General features: G+C 62.4%; 20 protein-coding genes and 1 tRNA gene. 13 read left to right on the top strand and 8 right to left on the bottom strand.

Annotated features, from left to right (window positions below):
• The 3 genes from ASC86_RS01195 to ASC86_RS01185 form a co-directional block, all read right to left on the bottom strand.
• Window positions 1–453: a BA14K family protein gene (locus ASC86_RS01195; RefSeq protein ID WP_056315057.1), complete on the bottom strand. Its 453-nt coding sequence runs from the start codon at window positions 451–453 to the stop codon at window positions 1–3.
• A gap of 54 nt (window positions 454–507) precedes the next feature.
• Entirely contained in the window at window positions 508–726 is a 219-nt protein-coding gene (locus ASC86_RS25485) for a hypothetical protein (protein WP_156386858.1), read from the bottom strand.
• Window positions 727–871: 145 nt separating this feature from the next.
• Complete coding sequence (locus ASC86_RS01185) at window positions 872–1,336, bottom strand: MarR family winged helix-turn-helix transcriptional regulator (RefSeq protein WP_056315054.1); 465 nt, start codon at window positions 1,334–1,336, stop codon at window positions 872–874.
• An 83-nt stretch (window positions 1,337–1,419) separates the two neighbouring features.
• Here ASC86_RS01185 and ASC86_RS01180 point away from each other — a divergent pair, with 83 nt between their 5' ends.
• The gene (locus tag ASC86_RS01180; RefSeq protein ID WP_056315052.1) at window positions 1,420–1,830 is read left to right on the top strand and encodes a DoxX family protein; all 411 of its coding nucleotides are present in this window, start codon (window positions 1,420–1,422) and stop codon (window positions 1,828–1,830) included.
• 22 nt (window positions 1,831–1,852) lie between these two features.
• Window positions 1,853–2,536 carry a glutathione S-transferase family protein gene (locus tag ASC86_RS01175; protein ID WP_056315050.1) on the top strand — a complete coding sequence of 228 codons (684 nt, stop codon included), beginning with the start codon at window positions 1,853–1,855 and terminating at the stop codon, window positions 2,534–2,536.
• A gap of 129 nt (window positions 2,537–2,665) precedes the next feature.
• Here the strand turns inward: ASC86_RS01175 and ASC86_RS01170 are convergent.
• Window positions 2,666–2,755, bottom strand: a tRNA-Ser gene (locus tag ASC86_RS01170).
• Between the two features lie 319 nt (window positions 2,756–3,074).
• On the bottom strand, window positions 3,075–5,297 hold the full coding sequence (locus ASC86_RS01165) for a caspase family protein (RefSeq protein WP_056315048.1): 2,223 nt from the start codon (window positions 5,295–5,297) through the stop codon (window positions 3,075–3,077).
• A gap of 244 nt (window positions 5,298–5,541) precedes the next feature.
• Here ASC86_RS01165 and ASC86_RS01160 point away from each other — a divergent pair, with 244 nt between their 5' ends.
• The 3 genes from ASC86_RS01160 to ASC86_RS01150 all read left to right on the top strand — a co-directional run bounded on the left by ASC86_RS01160 (window position 5,542) and on the right by ASC86_RS01150 (window position 7,660).
• Window positions 5,542–5,898, top strand: coding sequence for a PilZ domain-containing protein (locus tag ASC86_RS01160; protein ID WP_056315047.1), 357 nt, complete (start codon window positions 5,542–5,544; stop codon window positions 5,896–5,898).
• A gap of 176 nt (window positions 5,899–6,074) precedes the next feature.
• Window positions 6,075–6,446: a hypothetical protein gene (locus ASC86_RS01155; RefSeq protein ID WP_056318076.1), complete on the top strand. Its 372-nt coding sequence runs from the start codon at window positions 6,075–6,077 to the stop codon at window positions 6,444–6,446.
• A gap of 101 nt (window positions 6,447–6,547) precedes the next feature.
• Window positions 6,548–7,660: a pyridoxal phosphate-dependent aminotransferase gene (locus ASC86_RS01150; protein ID WP_056315046.1), complete on the top strand. Its 1,113-nt coding sequence runs from the start codon at window positions 6,548–6,550 to the stop codon at window positions 7,658–7,660.
• A 112-nt stretch (window positions 7,661–7,772) separates the two neighbouring features.
• Here the strand turns inward: ASC86_RS01150 and ASC86_RS01145 are convergent, their stop codons facing one another.
• Window positions 7,773–8,033 (bottom strand): sel1 repeat family protein, encoded by a 261-nt coding sequence (locus ASC86_RS01145; RefSeq protein WP_056315044.1) that lies wholly within the window; start codon window positions 8,031–8,033, stop codon window positions 7,773–7,775.
• A 498-nt stretch (window positions 8,034–8,531) separates the two neighbouring features.
• Between ASC86_RS01145 and ASC86_RS01140 the strand changes: the two genes are divergently transcribed.
• The 3 genes from ASC86_RS01140 to ASC86_RS26155 all read left to right on the top strand — a co-directional run bounded on the left by ASC86_RS01140 (window position 8,532) and on the right by ASC86_RS26155 (window position 9,684).
• Window positions 8,532–8,873, top strand: coding sequence for a DUF2147 domain-containing protein (locus ASC86_RS01140; RefSeq protein ID WP_056315042.1), 342 nt, complete (start codon window positions 8,532–8,534; stop codon window positions 8,871–8,873).
• A 417-nt stretch (window positions 8,874–9,290) separates the two neighbouring features.
• Window positions 9,291–9,473 (top strand): hypothetical protein, encoded by a 183-nt coding sequence (locus ASC86_RS01135; RefSeq protein WP_056315040.1) that lies wholly within the window; start codon window positions 9,291–9,293, stop codon window positions 9,471–9,473.
• Between the two features lie 37 nt (window positions 9,474–9,510).
• On the top strand, window positions 9,511–9,684 hold the full coding sequence (locus ASC86_RS26155; protein WP_200943758.1) for a hypothetical protein: 174 nt from the start codon (window positions 9,511–9,513) through the stop codon (window positions 9,682–9,684).
• Window positions 9,685–9,727: 43 nt separating this feature from the next.
• On the opposite strand, the gene ASC86_RS01130 is transcribed toward ASC86_RS26155, so the two are convergent.
• Together ASC86_RS01130 and ASC86_RS26375 are read right to left on the bottom strand one after the other, a co-directional pair.
• On the bottom strand, window positions 9,728–10,804 hold the full coding sequence (locus tag ASC86_RS01130) for a glycosyltransferase family 4 protein (protein WP_056315038.1): 1,077 nt from the start codon (window positions 10,802–10,804) through the stop codon (window positions 9,728–9,730).
• 521 nt (window positions 10,805–11,325) lie between these two features.
• Window positions 11,326–11,535, bottom strand: coding sequence for a hypothetical protein (locus ASC86_RS26375; protein ID WP_156386857.1), 210 nt, complete (start codon window positions 11,533–11,535; stop codon window positions 11,326–11,328).
• Between the two features lie 204 nt (window positions 11,536–11,739).
• Between ASC86_RS26375 and ASC86_RS26445 the strand changes: the two genes are divergently transcribed.
• From ASC86_RS26445 to ASC86_RS01105, 5 genes are all read left to right on the top strand, one after another.
• On the top strand, window positions 11,740–13,212 hold the full coding sequence (locus ASC86_RS26445) for a VpsF family polysaccharide biosynthesis protein (protein WP_244477499.1): 1,473 nt from the start codon (window positions 11,740–11,742) through the stop codon (window positions 13,210–13,212).
• A complete protein-coding gene (gene recO / locus ASC86_RS01120) occupies window positions 13,115–13,801 on the top strand; it encodes a DNA repair protein RecO (protein ID WP_244477534.1) in 687 nt (228 codons plus the stop codon). Before ASC86_RS26445 ends, recO begins: the two co-directional genes overlap by 98 nt.
• A 22-nt stretch (window positions 13,802–13,823) precedes the next feature.
• A complete protein-coding gene (locus tag ASC86_RS01115; protein ID WP_056315031.1) occupies window positions 13,824–14,336 on the top strand; it encodes a PaaI family thioesterase in 513 nt (170 codons plus the stop codon).
• Window positions 14,337–14,404: 68 nt separating this feature from the next.
• Window positions 14,405–17,398 (top strand): DUF2339 domain-containing protein, encoded by a 2,994-nt coding sequence (locus ASC86_RS01110; protein ID WP_056315029.1) that lies wholly within the window; start codon window positions 14,405–14,407, stop codon window positions 17,396–17,398.
• Window positions 17,395–18,042 (top strand): HD domain-containing protein, encoded by a 648-nt coding sequence (locus tag ASC86_RS01105; RefSeq protein WP_056315028.1) that lies wholly within the window; start codon window positions 17,395–17,397, stop codon window positions 18,040–18,042. The genes ASC86_RS01110 and ASC86_RS01105 overlap by 4 nt, the downstream gene beginning before the upstream one ends.
• Window positions 18,043–18,100 lie beyond the last annotated feature (58 nt).

The following is an 18,100-nucleotide window of genomic DNA, read 5'->3' as shown; positions in this document are numbered from 1 at the left end:
TCAATAATAGGGCGAATAGCACTGCGCCCGCACGCCGGCGCGCGGGATATAGGTATTGTCATAGGGCCGATAGGTGCGATAGCGGTTCAGGCACCATTCCACATGCCGCGGATTGATGCCGCCGTCGACGACGACCGGTGGCTGGCTTGCGATGGCTCCGCCAATGACGACGCCGGCGCCGAAGGCCGCCATCGGATACCACCAGCCATCGTTATGCCGGTAATAGCCATCCCGATAATAGCGGGAGCCATTGTAACCGTTGTAATAGCCGCGGCGGTTATAACTCCGGCGATAATCTCCCCGATCGTAATACTGGTTCCGGTATCCGCCCCGATAATCCACGGCCTGCACATTGCTCACATCGACCGATGGATTATCCACTGGAAACGCCGCCGCCGGCGAGGCGGCGGAAAGGGCAATCGCGGACGACAGAAAAAACGCACTCAGCTTCATAATGGCCCATCTCCCCCAAAAAGAGTTGCACTCTCGAGGATAGTGGGAAGCGCCCTAAAGACAATCACAATTTGAACCGGAATGCGCAAAGCCTGCACCGATATAGATGTCGGCCAGCGCCAATTGTTCACGCAACTGCTTACGCTCATGGAGGAGCGCCCGGATCGTCGCGCGAACATCCCCGCAATGGCGGCTGATGGCCAGCGCGACTTCATCGACCGCTCCACTATAGATGACGTCATGGGTGATCGCTTCCATCCTGCGGATAGACATAGCGTCATGCTCCTGATTTTGCGCTGTGGAACGGTGTGGATGGCGTTTGGTCAATGAATGTTCTTATTGTGTTCCAATCTTCCGGAGAGTCAAGAGTAGTGCCGATTGGGAACGGAATTCCACGTTCCCGATTTCGGGGTAAAACTCAGGCGCTCCGCGATAACGCGGTCAATAGCTCGGCCAGTTGATCGGCCTGGGCGTCGTTCAGCTTGTCGCCCAGATGGCGCTGCAATGCCCCGGCATAAACGCGCCACATGCGCGCCTGCATGGACCGGCCGGCCTCGGTGATGATGACCCAGCGCCCGCGGCCGTCTTCGGCATAGACCTCGCGCTGGACAAGTCCGGCCTTGTCCATCCGATCGAGAAGCCGGGAAAGATTGTGCTGCGCCAGCAGCGTGCGCTCCTCGATCTCATAGGGCCGCAAACGGCCGTCCGTGGCCCGCGACAGTTCCAGCAGCACGTCATACCAGCCAAGCGGCGGCAGATCGGCCGTTTTCAAATCCTGCTCGATCGCGCCAAGCACGCGTTGCTGGGCGCGCATGAGATGCACCCAGGCGCGGGTGATGAACGGGGAGGGCTGCGGGTGGGCGGTTTCTGGGTCATCGGACATATATGCATTTACATCTATATTGACGGTGAAGGCAAGTGCGCATATATATGCAATTGCATCTATATCAAATGGAGACCTTTCGTATGACCCAGGAGCAACTGACGGCCTACGGGGCAACACTGCTGCGTATCAGCCTCGGCGTGATGTATCTCGCCCATTCCATCGTGCTCAAACTGTTCACTTTCGGCCTTGCCGGAACAGCCGGTTATTTCGTGTCCATAGGCCTGCCCGGATGGCTGGCCTACGTCACCTTCGCGGCGGAAGCCGTAGGCGGCCTGATGCTGGTTCTCGGCATCTATGCCCGCTGGGTGGCCGTGGCGCTGATCCCGGCGCTTCTCGGGGCGATCATCTGGGCGCATGGCGGCAATGGGTGGGTGTTCACCGCAGCGGGTGGGGGCTGGGAATATCCGCTCTACCTCATCGTCCTGTCCGTCGCCCAGTTCCTGTTTGGCGACGGCCGCTATGCGCTTCGTTCCTCCGCCGCCTTTCACTGATCCGTATCCAGGAGATTTCATCATGTCCGATGCCAAGCTGACCCTCATCAGCCATCATCTTTGCCCCTACGTCCAGCGGGCCGCCATCGCTCTGGCCGAGAAGGGCGTGCCGTTCGAACGCCGCTATGTCGACCTGGCCGCAAAGCCGGATTGGTTCCTTGCCATCTCCCCGCTCGGCAAGGTGCCGCTCTTGATCGTCAGCCAGGACGATGGCACGCAAGCCGTATTGTTCGAGAGCGCCGTCATCTGCGAATATCTCGAGGAAACGCAGCCCGGCACGGCCCTGCATCCCGCCGACCCGCTGGCGCGGGCGCGGCATCGCGGCTGGATCGAATTCGGCTCCTCTATCCTCTCCGACCTGTGGGGTTTCGAAACGGCCAAGGATGTGGAAACCTACAATGCCAAGCGTAAAGCGTTGATCGAAAAGTTCGGCCGAGTCGAGACCGAACTGGGGGAGGGGCCATTCTTCGCCGGCGGTGCGTTAAGCCTGGTCGATGCGGTTTTCGCGCCGGTCTTCCGCTATTTCGACGTGTTCGACACCATCGCACCAACTGGCGTGTTCGACGGATACCCCCGCGTGACCGCATGGCGAAACGCGCTTGCAAAGCGCCAGAGCGTGCGCGAAGCCGTCACCGACGATTATCCGGAACGTCTCAAGGTCTTTCTCAAGAACCATGAGGCATGGCTCCTGAAAGCCGCCGCCTGACGGATTCGCAATTGGATTTTGCGGCGAGAAGAACCGAAGCGAACGTGGACCGCCTTTGTGCCCAGGCGGCAGTCTGCACACCCTTGAAACTCGGCAAGTTCGGAATTTCCAGCATGTCCAAGGGGAAAATGGCGGAGAAGATGGGATTCGAACCCACGATACCCTTCCGGGTATACTCCCTTAGCAGGGGAGCGCCTTCGACCACTCGGCCACCTCTCCGTTGACGCCTGACTAAGGTTAGATGCCCTTCAATGCAAGGGCTTTTTGATGGCTTCGCTCACAAATCCGAAATTTTAATCTCCTGCTTGTGACGGGAAGAGACGCGAGCTTGCGTGCCGGTTCTAAAGGTGCGGCTTTGGCAGCCCGCATCGGCTGGAGTACGAACCCCATCCGCCGCATTTCGCACCCGCAGCCGATAAAAAGCCCCCGCTTGCGCAGGGGCTTGAAGTTTCAATCCATCGGGGATGAGGAAACCTAGCCCGTTTTGGCAAAGCCCGCATCCGTTGAATTCTACGGGAATTGCCGTTTTCCCGCCGGCTCAGCTGTGTTGCGCCAGCCGGTCGATGGCGGCCTGGGTCGAGGCGCCGAAATCGCCGTCGATCGGGCCGCTGTAGAAGCCGCGCTCCTTCAGGAGAGCCTGGAATTCCCGGCGGAAATCGGCCGTGAAGTTGTCCGGCTTGGTTCTGACCTCGTCGAGCTTGCCCTGATCCCCTCCCTCGATGCTGGCGGCTGCCCATCGCACGGCTTCCTTCGGGTCCGGCTTGGTGCCGAGGCCGAAGTCGTAGAGGCGGCTCAGGCCGCCCATGGCATAGGCGCTGCCGGCATTGGCCGCCATCTCATACCAGTTGCGGGCCTGCTCGTAGTCCTGCGGCACGCCGTTGCCGACATCGTAGAACCAGCCGAGCAGGGCCATCGAATAGGCATCGCCGACATTGGCGGCCTTTTCATACCACTTCTTGGCCTCGGCATAATCCTGCGCCGTACCGAGCCCGTTCTGATAGGCCCAGCCGAGCGAGGACATGGCGTTGGCATCGCCGCCGTCCGCGGCCTTGATGTACCACTTGAGCGATTCCGCATAATCCTGCGGCACGCCCTTGCCTTCGCGGTAGAACCAGCCGAGCGTCGCCATGGCGTTGGCGTAGCCCTGGCTCGCGGATGCCTCGTAGAGCCGTTTCGATTCGGCGAAATCCTGCGGCACGCCGCCATAGCCTTCGCGGTAGAGCCAGCCGAGCGAGGCCTGGGCATAGGGGTTGCCGGCAGCGGCGGCCTTCTCGAACATGCGCTTGCCGGCCTCGATATCGACCGGTCCGTCGGTTCCGTAGATCGAGAACCAGGCGAGGTTGGTCAGCCCGTACATATTGCCGCCGTCGGCGGCCTTCTGGTAGGTGCTGCGCGCCTCGGGATAGTTGCGGCCGGCGTCATAGGCGCGGCCCAGCAGGTTGACGAGCATCATGTCGTCTGGGTTTTCGTTGACTGCCTGGGCGCAGGCCGTCAATGCCCGCTCCGAATCGATCTTCAGGAAATTGACACCGAGGAAGCCGGGCATGGATTGCGGCTCGCCGGCCAGCAGATAGCAGTCACGCGAGGCCTGCGTGTCCTTGCCGGTCTGGGAGATATTGAGACCCTTCTTCGGCTCTAGCGCCGCGATCTGCTGCTCGGCTTCGGCCTTGTGGGTGCTGTCGGGATAGCGCTCGATGAAGCGGGTCAGCGCCGCCGCATCGGTCGATTGCTTCAACGCTTCCCAGGCGATCTCGTCCGGGCTGGTGGTCGAGGTTTGTTCGGCCTCGTTCAAAAGCTTGAGCTTCTTTTCCGCCAGCATCTTGTAGACGGGATCGCCGCCGTGCTTCTGCAGGAAGACCTCGATCAGCTCCTTGTCGGCGAGATCGCGGATATTCTGCCAGTCGGCAGCGGCGGCGGATTGGCCGTTCGGCGAAACCTGCTGCTCGCCGGATGTCGTGACGTTGATGTTGATTTCCTTGATGTTCAGGAAAATTTGCGCGCCGCCGAGCGAGCCATAGACGAAGGGCTCCTGCTCGCGGTTGGTGGCGGTCACCACCTCGTCGCGCACCTTGCCGAGCGCGATGCGCACATCGACGCCGGGCTCGGTCAGGTATTTCGCAAGCGCTGTCGCAAAGGGGCTGTTCTTGCCTTCGCCGTCCATCGCCACGGTGCCGGCCTTCGAGGCGAAGGCGACCAGCAGATCGGCCGATTCCGGCTCGACGCGGGCTAGGCCGCGGCTGACAGCGCGGGTGGAAATCGAGCGGGTCATGGATTGCTCGAAGGGATTGTTGCGGCAGGCATCGAGAATCACCAGCTTCAGCCGCTTGGCGCCCTCCAGCGAGCGCTGCACGCGGTCGAGCGGCACGGCCTCGTCTTCCACGTCCTTGTCGCTCTTCAGCGTTACATCGACCGGCAGCAGGTAGTTTTCGCCGTTCATCTCCATGCCGTGGCCGGAATAGTAGATGATCGCGACATCCGCGCCCGTCGCCATATCCTCGAAATCGCGCAGCGCCCGCACCATGGCGCCGCGGGTCAGGTCATGAACGGTGGTGACGCTGTCGAAACCGGCTTCTTCCAAGGCCGTCTTCATCAGCTCGACGTCATTGGCGGGGTTGTTGAGCTGCGATGTCGCCTCGTATTTTTCGTTACCGATGAGCAGCGCGACACGGGCAGCGGCCTCCGCCACACCATATTGGCAAACCAGAACCGAAAGGCATAACACGACGGTCCGCAGGCTGCGCGGCGCAAGCGATTTCAACATGGCTCTCCCTCCGCCATCGCCGCCATGCCGAACGGGCAGGCTGCGCGGCTATCCCCGACACGAGCGGCCCTGCCGCCCGTGCCTTTTCGGAAGTATTACGTATGGGAAGGGCGGTTTCAATGTGGGGTTCGGCGGATTTTTCGATGCCTTGACATCGGGCGCGTCCGGCGGACAAGCTTAGGGCAAGCAAGCCTGAGGAAACTTGCGCAAAAATTGAAGCCTGGAGCCTTGGAGGCTGTTTCAGATGTCGCTGCGGATGCATGTCGCCGAGCCCCGGCCGGGCGAGCTGACGACCACCTACAAGCATTTTTATATTGAGCGGCCGTGCCGCATCCTGATCATCGGCGAGCACCTGAAGGCGAAGACAAAATACAGCTGCCTGCTGCGCCACATCTCCATCGGCGGCGCTATGCTCGATTTCAATCCGAACATTCCGCTGCCGAAGAATTTCTTCCTGCAGATCGATGGCTTCAAGGAAGAGATCGGCTGCACCCAGGTCCACCGGCTTGGCGCTGAGCTTGGCGTGCGCTTCAATATGGTGCTGTCGCAGGATTTCCTCCGCCAGCTGATCCGCAGCGCCTTCCAGAGCAATGGCATTTAGAGCATTGCCAGCAAAAGTGCGAAGCGCTCCAAGTCCTTTTTTGCTCTTTAAAACGATCCCTAAAATACAAACAAATCCTTTCAGCCGATGGCAATATCCGTCGCCGATGCTTCATGAACGGCGCTTTGGTGCAGATGATCCATCCGCTTGTGGCGGATGACGATCAAGGAGGAAGCATGCAACAGCAATCGACGATGTATGCCGTGGTGCGCTCCAAGCTCTATGAGGAGCGGTTCGAGCGGTTTCGGGTGGGGCAGGCCGGCACGCTGATGTCGGTGCGGCCGGGGCTTGCCGGCGTTTCGACGCGGGTCTGCCGGATGCTGGAAATCTCGCGCGGCGGCGCCTGTTTTTCGGTCAACACCACCATCGGCCTGCCGCTTCACTATTATCTCGCGATCGTCGGCATCAAGAAGCGCATCGGCTGTGCCGAGCTGTTCCGCAAGGAAAATCGGGTCGAGGTGCATTTCATCAAGCCGATCGATGAGCAGTTGCTGCACGAGATCGTCCGCCACGAATTCTTCACCGGCGAAGCCGTGAAGAAGCATTGAGGCGACAGACGGCCGGCCCCGGAATTCTCACAACGCCGATTTCGGTTCGGTTATTTATGCGATAGGCTCAGCGCATTCTTCCTTCGGAATCGTTGAGCCTGATGTCTGCTTTTTCCCGTTTCACGCCGCTTGCGGCCTCCCTTCCATCCACCGTTCCCTTTGTCGGCCCCGAGGCCATCGAGCGCCAGCGCGGCCGCCCGGTGCTGGCGCGCATCGGCGCCAATGAAAACGGTTTTGGCCCCGCGCCCTCGGTGCTGGCGGCGATGGCCGAGGCTGCTACCGGTATCTGGAAATACAATGATCCCGAAAACTTCGAGCTGAAACAGGCTCTTGCCGCAAAACTCGGCATCTCCGCCGCCAATCTGGCGATCGGGGAGGGTATCGATAGCCTGCTCGGCCAGATCGTGCGTCTGGTGGTCGATCCCGGAACGCCGGTCGTCACCTCGCTCGGCGCTTACCCCACCTTCAATTTCCACGTCGCCGGCCATGGCGGCCGGCTTGTCACCGTGCCCTATGCCGGTGACCGCGAAGATCTCGACGGCCTGCTTGAAGCGGTACGGCGCGAAAATGCGCCGCTCGTCTACTTCGCCAACCCGGACAATCCGATGGGCAGCTGGTGGGATGCCGAAAGCGTCATCGCCTTTGCCCGCGCCCTGCCGGAAAACTGCCTGCTGGTGCTGGACGAAGCCTATGGCGAAACCGCGCCCGCCGGCTCCGTCCCATCGATCGACGCCTTCCTCGACCGGCCGAACATTGTTCGCACGCGTACCTTCTCCAAGGCCTACGGCCTTGCCGGCGCCCGCGTCGGCTACGCGATCTCCACGCCCGGCACGGCGCAGGCCTTCGACAAGATCCGCAATCACTTCGGCATGAACCGCATGGCGACGGCCGGCGCCATCGCCGCCTTGCAGGATCAGGATTATCTCGAAAAGGTGCTGGCCGAGATCGCCGCCTCGCGCGCGCGGATTTCCGGCATCGCCACCCGAAACGGTCTCACGCCGCTGCCGTCGGCCACCAATTTCGTGGCGATCGATTGCGGCCGCGATGCCGTTTATGCCCGCGCCATCGTCGATGGTTTGATGGCCGATCACGGCATCTTCATCCGCATGCCGGGCGTCGCCCCGCTCAACCGCTGCATCCGCATCAGCACCGGCCCGGAAGCGGACATGGCGCTTCTGGACGCAGCGCTTCCGGCGGTCCTGAAGACACTCTGAAAACACCGCAAAACCGAAAGCCCTTGCAGCCGGGAGGGAAACCCGTGATGGCAAGGGCTTGCGGGCATGAGCGCCTTCTGGAGGCAGGCGCATCGGTATTTCAGGAGAATGATTAGTGGAGCGTCATCCACTCTCGGGCGGCGCGCAGCGCCGTTGCGAGATCGGTCTTGCTCATCGCCGCCGCGAGATCGGCGCGCAGGGCGGCAGCCCGGTCCGAGCCCTTGATCGCGGCGATGTTGAGCCACTTGTGGGCGGCAATCAGATCGACGGCGCAGCCGCGGCCGGTTGCATACATCAAGCCCATTTCGCAAAAGATGTCCGCGCGGTTTTCGCTACCGGCATCCGAAGCATTCTGAATGTCAAAGCGTGCCATTTTTTTCGTGTCCCTGTTTGCCTGGTTGGTACCGTTGCAGTCCCTGTTTTGCGAGCCTTGAGGGCCGTGCCGTCTTCGCAGCTTTCGGTCCCTCAAGGTTGTGTCGGCGGGGTGTGTTTCCCTGCTCGTCTTGTGATTTCGAGTATGCCCGCGCTCCTTCAATGGCCGCTTAAAATCCATGATTAATGTGACGCAAATAAAGTTCAAATGATTGGTAAAATTGGATTTTCGTTAAACATGGAAGTCGTTTGAAAACGGGGCTTTCGCTTCAATTTTTACGAAAACTTCAAGTCCCGATTTCAACGGACTGCTAACCACGAAAAACACTCGCGCTTCCGCGATGCGTTTTTCCTCGCCCGCAAAGGCGACATTTTCCGGCGAAAAACGCGGATCGAACTGTTTACCTTTACGTTCGCGTAAATTACTGTCGCCGTCAGGACGGAGAGGAGCCGTCGATCGCGCCCGTCTGATGCGCGATCAGGGATCGAAGGAGGAAACATGATCCGTAAGATGACATTCGCAGTCGCAATGATGCTCGCCACCGCTTCGGGCGCCCTCGGCGCCGAACCCATCGTCGGCAACTGGAAGACGGCCAGCGGCGAAACCGCCGCCATCTCCCCATGCGGCGGCAGCTATTGCATCACGCTGAAGACCGGCAAGCACGCCGGCAAGAAGATCGGCAACATGGCCGGCGCCGGCGACAGCTATTCCGGCGAGATCACCGATCCGGCCAACGACAAGACCTATAGCGGCTCGGCCGCCATCAGCGGCGCATCGCTCAAGCTGCAGGGATGCGTGCTCAAGGTACTCTGCAAGTCGCAGACCTGGACGAAGATGTAAGCCAGCGGGGCAAAGACCGCGCGGGAAAAGGGGAAGGGCGCCTGGCGGTGACGCGGGCGCCTTTTTCCGTTCATTGGTCCCGGCCGTTGCGGCAAACTTTCTGAACGATTTCGTTCATCCGATGGCGGGCAAGTTTTCCAGCCTTGTGACCGGTGGGTGAGCGCGCTTTTCCGAAAACGACGGTCCGGGGGAAGGGGTGGCCATCCATCTTACTGTTTTTAAATCGATTTTATAAATCCTGACCGCGCTCTGAAAATAGCTGCTGCCCCCCGCCGATTTCGCCGCGCGGCCTCAACCTGAACGGCAAGGCTGCGAAGATGAACGGGAGATGAACCGCGATCTCAGAAACAGTTCAGTTTGCCTATGCGAAAAGGGTCTCATCGAAGTGAACCCAACGCCCACCGAACGGACAAGACCATGGATATCCTCGCTCGCCGCCTCACCATCATCAGCATGCTCATGGTTGTCTTTGCCCTCATGCTGGCTGCTGCCGTCAGCGCCGATACCGAACGCCGCCGCAACTATGCCGGCTCGATCGCCGACTGCACCGCCCACACCGCCCAGTTCTGCCAGACCAAGCTCGCCAACGCGAAGCTCTAACCTCTTCCTCCCATCTCCTCTCCTCCGTGAGGCTCCCATGTCCAGCTTGCTTGCTCCTGCGACGATAGCACTGCGCATGTTCCTCCTGGCGGCCATGTTGATGGCTCCGGTCGCAGCGATGGCCTACAGCAAGGCAGCGGGCCTCGGCATCGGCAAGCAGGGGGCGGGTCTTGTCCTCTTCGTCACCCTGCAGCGCCAGTCCATGACGTGACCAAGCGCCGGCACGTGCCGGCGCGGTTAACGGAGATGTGGCGTCAGGCCGGCCGCTTCCGGCGCTTCCCGCGCACCATCGACGGGATGCGAATGTAGCCGGTGGCGCGTACGGTCCGAGTCTCGGCCTCTCCGATCCGGGCATCGAGATCGTGAAAAACCTCCAGAACCTGTCGCGCGATGCGTGGCCATCGGTAGACCGAAAGCTTCACGCTCCAGTCACGCCGCCGGCCGGGCAGCGCGGCCCGCCGGCTGGCGAACCTCAGGTCGTCGCATAGCTGTTCGATATCGCCGAGCGCGTGATAAGCGGTGGCCGGAAGTTTGAGCGCCCGGTGTGCTTCGATATCGCTGATCAGCACATCGCAGCCGTGCGCCATGGCCTCCAGCAGCGCGATCGGCAATCCCTCATGGCTGGAGGGCAGGGCGAAAACCGCGGCCTGGGCATAGAGCGCTTCGAGATCCGCCCCCTCACGAAAACCGGCCATGATCACATCCGGGGTCATGGCCGCGGCCTTCGCGACATCCGCCGCATATCGCGATCCGTTCTCGCCGAGGCCGACGATCACCAGCTTCATGCCGGGCATGCGCGCCGCCGCAAAAGCCGCCATCAGGTCGAAATGCCGCTTTTCCGGCACGATGCGCCCGACGGTCAGGATATAGCGATGTGGTTTCAGGTCGAGCGTGTCGAGGATCGCGGTCGGTAAAGCCGCCCCGCTCGCCGCGACGCCGTTGGGAATATAGATATAGTCCCGCCGATAGCGCCGCTTCAGCCGCTCCGTCAGCGGCTGCGATACGCACAGGATACGGTTGGCGAAGCCCGCCTGCATGATCTCTCCGCCGCGCAGTAGAAAGCGCGCCGCCCACCCCCATTTTTCGCGCCGATAATCCTCCCCGTGATGGGTCGCCACCACCCGCAGGCCGAAAAGCCGCGCAAGCGGCACGACGAGGCTCGGGCCGACGGCATGCACATGCACGATCCGCGGCCGGACCACTGCGGCATAGAGCACGCAGAGAAAGCTGTGAACGATCGCATCGAAAGCGGCAATCGGCGGCGACCAGATCGAAACAAGCCGTATTGTCGCCGAAGGCCGTCGCGCATCGCCGCAGCCGGTATCGCTCACGTTGCGTCCGCCCACCGGCCGGTCCGGGGTGCAAGACGCTACAAGCGGGTATTCTCCACAAACCCGATACCAACTGCATCTTTCATCCGGCACGCCGGGCCGTTTCGTTTCTGTGGGGGAGAGAAGGTCGCGAGCTGCTGTCGCAACAATCCGGACCATCCGGGAGAGACGGCCATTGTTATTGGCCGCACGAGAGCATTCCAATCGAGCTGCATCCGCATCCACCGACACGGGCGAACTGGCGCGGGATTGCGGCCGCACGGCAACTGCAACCCTGACGCCGAGGCGATCAAGTTCTTCCGCCAGGTGGCGCACATGGGTCTCAATCCCGCCCTGGGTCGCGTGGATATGGCGAAGCCCGATCATCAAGACGTCTATCGTCATTCTTCCTCCAGGCTGGAAATCGCGGCGAGGCACGACAAACAGAACAACCATTCGGGGAAATGGCTATTTCGTCAGGCATAGACGGGGCGGACGAAACAACGCTGTCCCGCCAGCAAACCCGCATCGCTGATCGCTCATCAAGGCGCTTTCAGGCACACGACCTTTCCGCGCATCGCCACTAAGGCAGTGCGATCGCATGAGGCCGAACAGTTGCGTGAAAATCCCGAATTGGTTGAATGAGGGATGCTGGAAAAACCGGATGATCTCGGCCTCTCATCATCGATTTCGGATAAATAAATAATATTTTTCAGTCCCGGCGCAAACAGATGCGCCAGTTCAGGTTCCATCACCTTTCTGTGTAAATCGTGCCACCGACAGGGAAATACTCGTATAGGTGTCATCGAATTGCAAGCGTTTTTGATTCGAATTTTCTCTGAAGGGTTGCGAAATGAAATTGCAATCGGAAAATCGATCGCGTCATTGTTCGAGCTTTACGGTCGCTTTAGCTTGTGCTGGAATACGCAGCTTTCGGTAGTGTCGGGTTATCTTCCATGCTTCAGCTGTCCTTGTGGCTTCTTGCCGTCTCACTCTTCATGTTGCCGAACAATCTGCTGTTTTGCGCCGGAATTCGTTATATGAGCGGCGCCGGCAGCCTTCTGGAAAAGCTGCATCCCTCCTTCTATCTGCTGTGCCTCGTCTGCGTGATGACGGCGATGCTCCGGCCGGGCTCCCGGCGCGCGATCCCTGCGTGGCTGCGGCGCGGCTGGTTTTTTCCATGCCTTGCCGCCTTGTTTTCGCTTTCGGTCGTGGCGCTCACGGCCCGTAGCGGCGGCGGCGATCTCTCCTCCCTCGTGATCACCTTCCTCGCACCGGCGATACTGGCCTATGTCCTGCAATTCGCCGGGGGCAGGGCGACCTCGGTGACGGCGGCTTTTCTGGCGCTGTTCTTCCTCGCCAATTCCACCGTCGGGCTTTTTGAATTCCACTCCGGCTGGCGGCTCCTGCCGTTCTATGCCGCCGATCAGCTGATCACCTTCGACAACCGCCCCACGGCGCTGCTCGGCCATCCCCTCGTCAATGCGCTGCTGACGGGTGCGGTGCTGCTGGTCTCGCTGTCGCGGCTGGTTTCGTTCGGACTTGCACCGGGCCTGCTTCTTTCCGCGGCGTCTCATCTTTGCGGCCTGCTCGTTTTCGGCGGCCGGGCCGCACTCGTGCTCTGCCTCGGGTTCGCGGCTGTTCTGCTGCTGCGGCATTTCGGGGTTCTGTCACGGGTCCGGCTTGCCTTCAGCCGCCGGGCCATGACGCTGTGTGCGCTGGGCGCGCTTACCCTCGTTGCACTTCTGGCATCCGGCATCGCCGATCCATTGCTGGAGCGCTTTGCCGCCTCTGCAAAAAGCGACCAGTCGCGCCTTGCGGCGATGACTGTCCTGTCGCAGCTGACGCCCGGCGAATGGAGCATGGGCGTCGAGCCGGAGATGCGCCGCGTCTATCATGCCCTGCTGAACACGCCCTTCGGCTTCGAAAGCGCCCCCGTCGCGATGACGGCGGCCTATGGTCTGCCGCTCACCCTGCTCCTGCTGTTTTCCGTCTGGCGTCTGCTGTCGGGTTTCGCCGACGGCGGTTTTATCGGGGCGCGCAGCGTCGTCATCTATTTCATGCTGACGTCTGCGACATCGCTGTCGATTGGCTCGAAGTCGCTGCTGGTGTCGCAGATGCTGCTCATCCTCTTCTGCGCCCGCGCGCCAAAAACCCTGCCGGCGACGAAAGCGGCAAAAATCCCCTCTGCCTTCCGCCGTTTCGCCTTCCGTCCGCGGGGCGTCCCGGCCGCGCTTGTGGCGGGCGAGGGAAGCGCTATATGTTCGCCCCATGCAGTGGAGCGATCAGGCCATCATTCTCGGCGTCAGGCGTCATGGCGAAACCTCGGTCATCGCCGAAGTGATGACCCGCTCCCATGGGCGGCATATGGGTATGGTGCGTTCGGGACGCTCGCGGACGATGCAGCCGGTGCTCCAGCCGGGCAATGATGTCGAGGTGACCTGGCGCGCGCGGCTGGAAGAGCATATGGGCGAGTTCCGTATCGAGCCCGTGCGTCTCAGGGCCGCGCAGCTCATGGAAAGCGCCACCGCCGTCCATGGCGTGCAGGCCATGGCCGCCCTGCTGCGGCTTTTGCCCGAGCGCGACCCGCACCCCTATCTGCACGAGGCGCTGTCGGTCATCCTCGATCATCTCGACAATCCCACGGACGCCGGCGAACTTTTCGTGCGTTTCGAAATCGCCGTGCTCAACGATCTCGGCTTCGGCCTCGATCTCAAGGAGTGCGCGGCGACAGGCGCGAGCACCGATCTCATCTATGTCTCGCCGAAATCCGGTCGCGCCGTCAGCCGCGAGGCGGGTGCGCCCTATGCCGACCGCATGCTGGCGCTCCCTGCCTTCCTGTCTGACAGGACGCAGGCGGCCGACTACGAAAGCCTTGCCGCCGCCTTCCGTATGACCGCTTTTTTCCTCAACCGCCATGTCTACGAGCCGCGCGGCATTCCGCTGCCCGCCGTCCGCGACGGTTTCATCCAATCCGCCCTGAAGGCGCTACGGCAGGCGACGCCGCCAGCGCATTGAACCCTTTCCGCATGAGGTCTCCATGACAGTCGAAATCTATCCCGGCGTAACGGTCCCCGGTATCGGCGCTTTGCCTCTTGCCGACGTGGCGCGCGATGGCGGGCTGAAGGCGATGCAGGATCTGCTGGCCGGCCGCTATCCCGCGCCGTCGATGGCCGCGACCTTGAAATTCACCCTCGATGCGGTGGAGGAGGGAAGGGTTGTTTTTCGCGGCCTGCCGACCGACGAGCATCTCAATCCGCTCGGCACCGTGCATGGCGGCTGGAGCGCCACCATCATGGATTCCGCCCTCGGCTGCGCGGTCTTCACGACGCTGAAGCCGGGTGAAGGCTATACGACCGTGGAGTTCAAGGTGAACCTCGTGCGGCCGCTGCTACCGGGCATGGGCGAGGTCTTCTGCGAAGGCAGGATCGTCCATCGCGGCCGCACCATCGCCACCTCGGAATGCTGGCTTCGGGACAAGAACGGCAAGCTGCTTGCCCACGGCACGGAAACCTGCGCGATCTTTCCGATGGAAAATATGATGCGCGGCTGAATGAACGGGCCTGGCCACGCGTCAAGAAGAATGAAGAGCGCCACCGACCGGCGCGATGAGGGGAAAGCATGTTCGAGATCGTTACGCTAATCGGTTTCGTTCTGGCCATCACGGCGCATATGAGCAGCCGCCGCACGGCCGAGCGACTGGAAACGGAACTCGCCGCGATCAAGGCCGAACTCGCCCGGCTGCAGGAAAGCGGCATTCCGCCCGTGATCCCGGCGGGGGAAACGGGCGCAGAAACGTCCGCAGCCGAGCTGCCCATCGCGGCACTTGTCGCGGAAACCGCCGAACCGGAAAATCCCGCTCTTGAGGAGGCCGCCAGTGCCGGACCTTGGGACAAGACGACGGAGCCGGCCGCCGTGGACGCCGCCATCCCGCAGCCGAAGGAGAGCCTGGAAAGCCGCCTCGGTGCCCGCTGGGCCGTCTGGGTCGGCGGCGTCGCGCTGGCGCTGGGCGGCGTCTTCATGGTGCGCTATTCGATCGAAGCGGGCTTGCTCAGCCCCGGCGTGCGGCTGGTTCTGGCCGCCATTTTCGGCCTGCTGCTGGCCGCTGCCGGCGAAATCATCCGCCGCCGCGCCTTGTCGCCGGATCGCGCCAAAACCGGCCAGTTCGACAATGCGATGATCCCCGGCATCCTCACGGCGGCCGGTGCCGTGACTTTGTTCGGCGCGGTCTATGCCGCCCATGGCATATACGGGTTCATCGGCGCCGGCCCGGCTTTCCTGCTGCTCGGGCTCGTTTCGTTGGCAACGGTGGCGCTGTCGCTGTTGCATGGCCAGGCGCTGGCCGGCCTCGGCCTGCTTGCCTCGATGCTGACGCCGGCGCTGGTCTCGTCGGAAAGCCCCAAGCCCTGGGTGCTGTTCGCCTATCTTGCCGTCGCCTGGCTGGCGACACTGTTTGCCGCACGGCTGCGCCGCTGGTCCATCGTGCCGGCCATCGGCAATATCGGTCTTTGCCTGTGGTCGCTGGTCTACATTGCCGCCTCGAACCCGTTCGATGTCGGGCCGATTGTCTTCGCCATGCTGGTGATGACTGCCGGCGTCGGCCTCGTCTGGCCTGCGGCTGAGCCTTTGCGGGAGGTTGCCCTCCCTTCTCCCCTGCGGGGAGCAGGTGCCCGAAGGGCGGATGAGGGGGTATTGCCACTTGCTCCGAGCCAGTCCGCCCCCTCATCCGGCCCTGAGGGCCACCTTCTCCCCGCAGGGGAGAAGGGAGATCCCGTGGCGACGCCCCCCGATTCGTCTCCGCTGCTGCATGACGCGGAGCCCGCATTGGCTGCTACTGATCAGTCGCAAGGCCAGCCGGATGCCATTGCGGAAGAGACTCCACTCGCCACCCCGCCTTCCGATACGCTCGGCTGGCGCAGCGCGCTACAGCCGCCTTTCGCCGCTATCACCGTCACCGCCGCGCTCTCGGCGATGCTGACCGTGATCGCCATGATCGGCCCGCTCTTCACTTCGTCGGGCCACACCGTCGCCGGCTTCATCGCCATCGTCGCAGCCCTTGCCGCCCTCGGCGCCGTCAGGGAAAACGCCGTCTATGCCGCCTTCGGGGCGGCGCTCGCCGCCGTTCTCGGCTTCGCCAGCATCACCTCGCTCGACGATCTCGCCATGATGGCCTATCCCGACCTCGGCCTTTCCGTCGTTTCGGAAAGCGCCGTGCTGGCCCAGCCGGCCGCCTTCCTGCTTTCGGCCTGCTTCGTCATCCTCACCGCCGTCGCCCTGTTCCTGCGAGCCGGTAGCCGGCCGGTGCTGGCAATCCTCTGGTCGGCCATCGGCGCTTCTGTGCCGGCAATCCTGATCGCCACTTCGCTGATCATGACCGGCAATCTCTTCTTTGATGCCCGCCACGGCATCGCGGCCTTGCTGTTCGGCGTCGCCTTCCTCGGTCTTGCCGAGGGTTTTTCCCGCAGGAATGTCGAGCAACGATGCCTTGTCTGGTCCCATGCCTTCCTGCTGGCCGGTTCGCTCGCCCAGTTCGTGATCGCGCTGCATGCCCTGACGGACGGGCTTGCGACGACAGTCGGCGTCGCGGTTCTCGGCGCGCTCTATGTCGCCGCCCTGCGTGTCCGCGCCTGGCGGGCCTTGCCCTGGATGATGGTGGGGGCGGCCCTCGTCGTACTCGCCCGCATCGCCTGGGACCCGACCATCGTCGGTGCCGCGCAGCTCGGCCGTACCCCGGTCTTCAACGCCCTGCTGCCGGGTTATGGCATTCCCGCGTTGCTGCTTGTCGGTTGCGCCTATGCCCTGCGCAACGCGTCGGATTTCCGGGTTCGCAACTTGCTGCAAGCGCTCGCAAGCCTCTTCGTGCTGCTAACGGCCGCCATCCTCGTCCGCCACGCCATGAACAATGGCGTGCTCGACAGCGCCGTGCCGACGCTTGCCGAACAATCGATCTACACGCTGCTGGCGATCGGCGCGTCGGGCATCTTCATGTCGCTCGACCTGCGCTCCCCGAGCCCGATCTTCCGTTACGGCGGCATGGCCGTCGGTGTCTGGTCGATGATCTCGGTGCTCTCGGCCCATCTTTTCGCCCTCAACCCCTATTTCACTGGAGAACGCCTCGGCCGTTTCCCGGTCGTCGATCTGCTGTTGATCGGCTATTTGCTGCCGGGCATCGGCTATGCAGCGCTCGCCCGCTATGCCCGTCACCGCCGGCCCATGCCCTATGTCATGGCCTTGGCAATCTCCGGCGTCGTGCTGATCTTCGCCTGGGCGACGCTCTCGGTGCGCCGCTTCTGGCAGGGCGAGACCATCGCCAACTGGAATGGCTTCCTGCAAGGGGAGACCTACACCTATTCCGTCGTCTGGCTGCTGCTCGGCGTCATCCTGCTGGCGGTCGGCTCGCGTTATTATGCGAAAAGCATCCGCATCACCTCGGCCGTCCTCGTCTTCCTCGCCGTGCTGAAAGTGTTCCTGATCGACATGGCCAATCTCGAAGGCTTCCTGCGTGCTCTGTCCTTCATCGGTCTCGGCGCGGTGTTGATCGGCATCGGCCTGTTCTACCAGCGCATCCTCTCGGGAAAAGCGGCAACGACCACCCCAGCCGAAAGCTCTCCATGATTTCCTACGCCACCGCCTTCGCGCCCCATGACGCGCTCGCCACCGCGCTTCTGCCGCATGCCTTCGATGCCAGCGACGGCTCGCACGATGCCGCTCACCTGATGCGCGTCTGGAAGAATGCCGCTGCGATCCAGGCGGAGGAGGGCGGCGATGCCCGTATCCTTGCCGCCGCCGTGCTGCTGCATGATTGCGTCGCCGTGGAGAAGAACTCGCCCAACCGCAGCGCCGCCTCCCGCCTTGCCGCCGAAAAGGCCAGCGCTCTCCTCGCGGAGGCCGGATGGCCGGAAGCCGATATCACGGCCGTCGCCCACGCGATCCACGCCCATAGTTTTTCCGCCGCCATCCCGCCCGAAACGCTGGAAGCAAAAATCCTGCAGGATGCCGACCGGCTGGATGCGATCGGCATGGTCGGCGCGGCGCGCTGCTTCTATATCGCCGGCCGCATGGGAAGCGCGCTTTACGACCCGCTCGATCCGCTGGCGCAAAACCGGCCGCTCGACGACAAGGCCTTTGCCATCGATCATTTCGAGACCAAGCTGTTCCGCCTGACCGATGGCTTCCAGACCGGGACAGGGCGCCGCATGGCGGAGAACCGGCAGGCGAAGCTTGCGCAAGTGCTTGCCATGTTTCTGGAAGAAATATAGCCAATACAATATATTGCGCCCGCCGGCGGAATCGTCCCGGCAGGTCGTTGAATCAAAA

The organism is Rhizobium sp. Root1212 (assembly GCF_001424985.1).
GTDB lineage: Bacteria > Pseudomonadota > Alphaproteobacteria > Rhizobiales > Rhizobiaceae > Pararhizobium.
The sequence above is the reverse complement of the archived record's forward strand: the minus strand, read 5'-3'. Positions and strand labels throughout refer to the sequence as shown.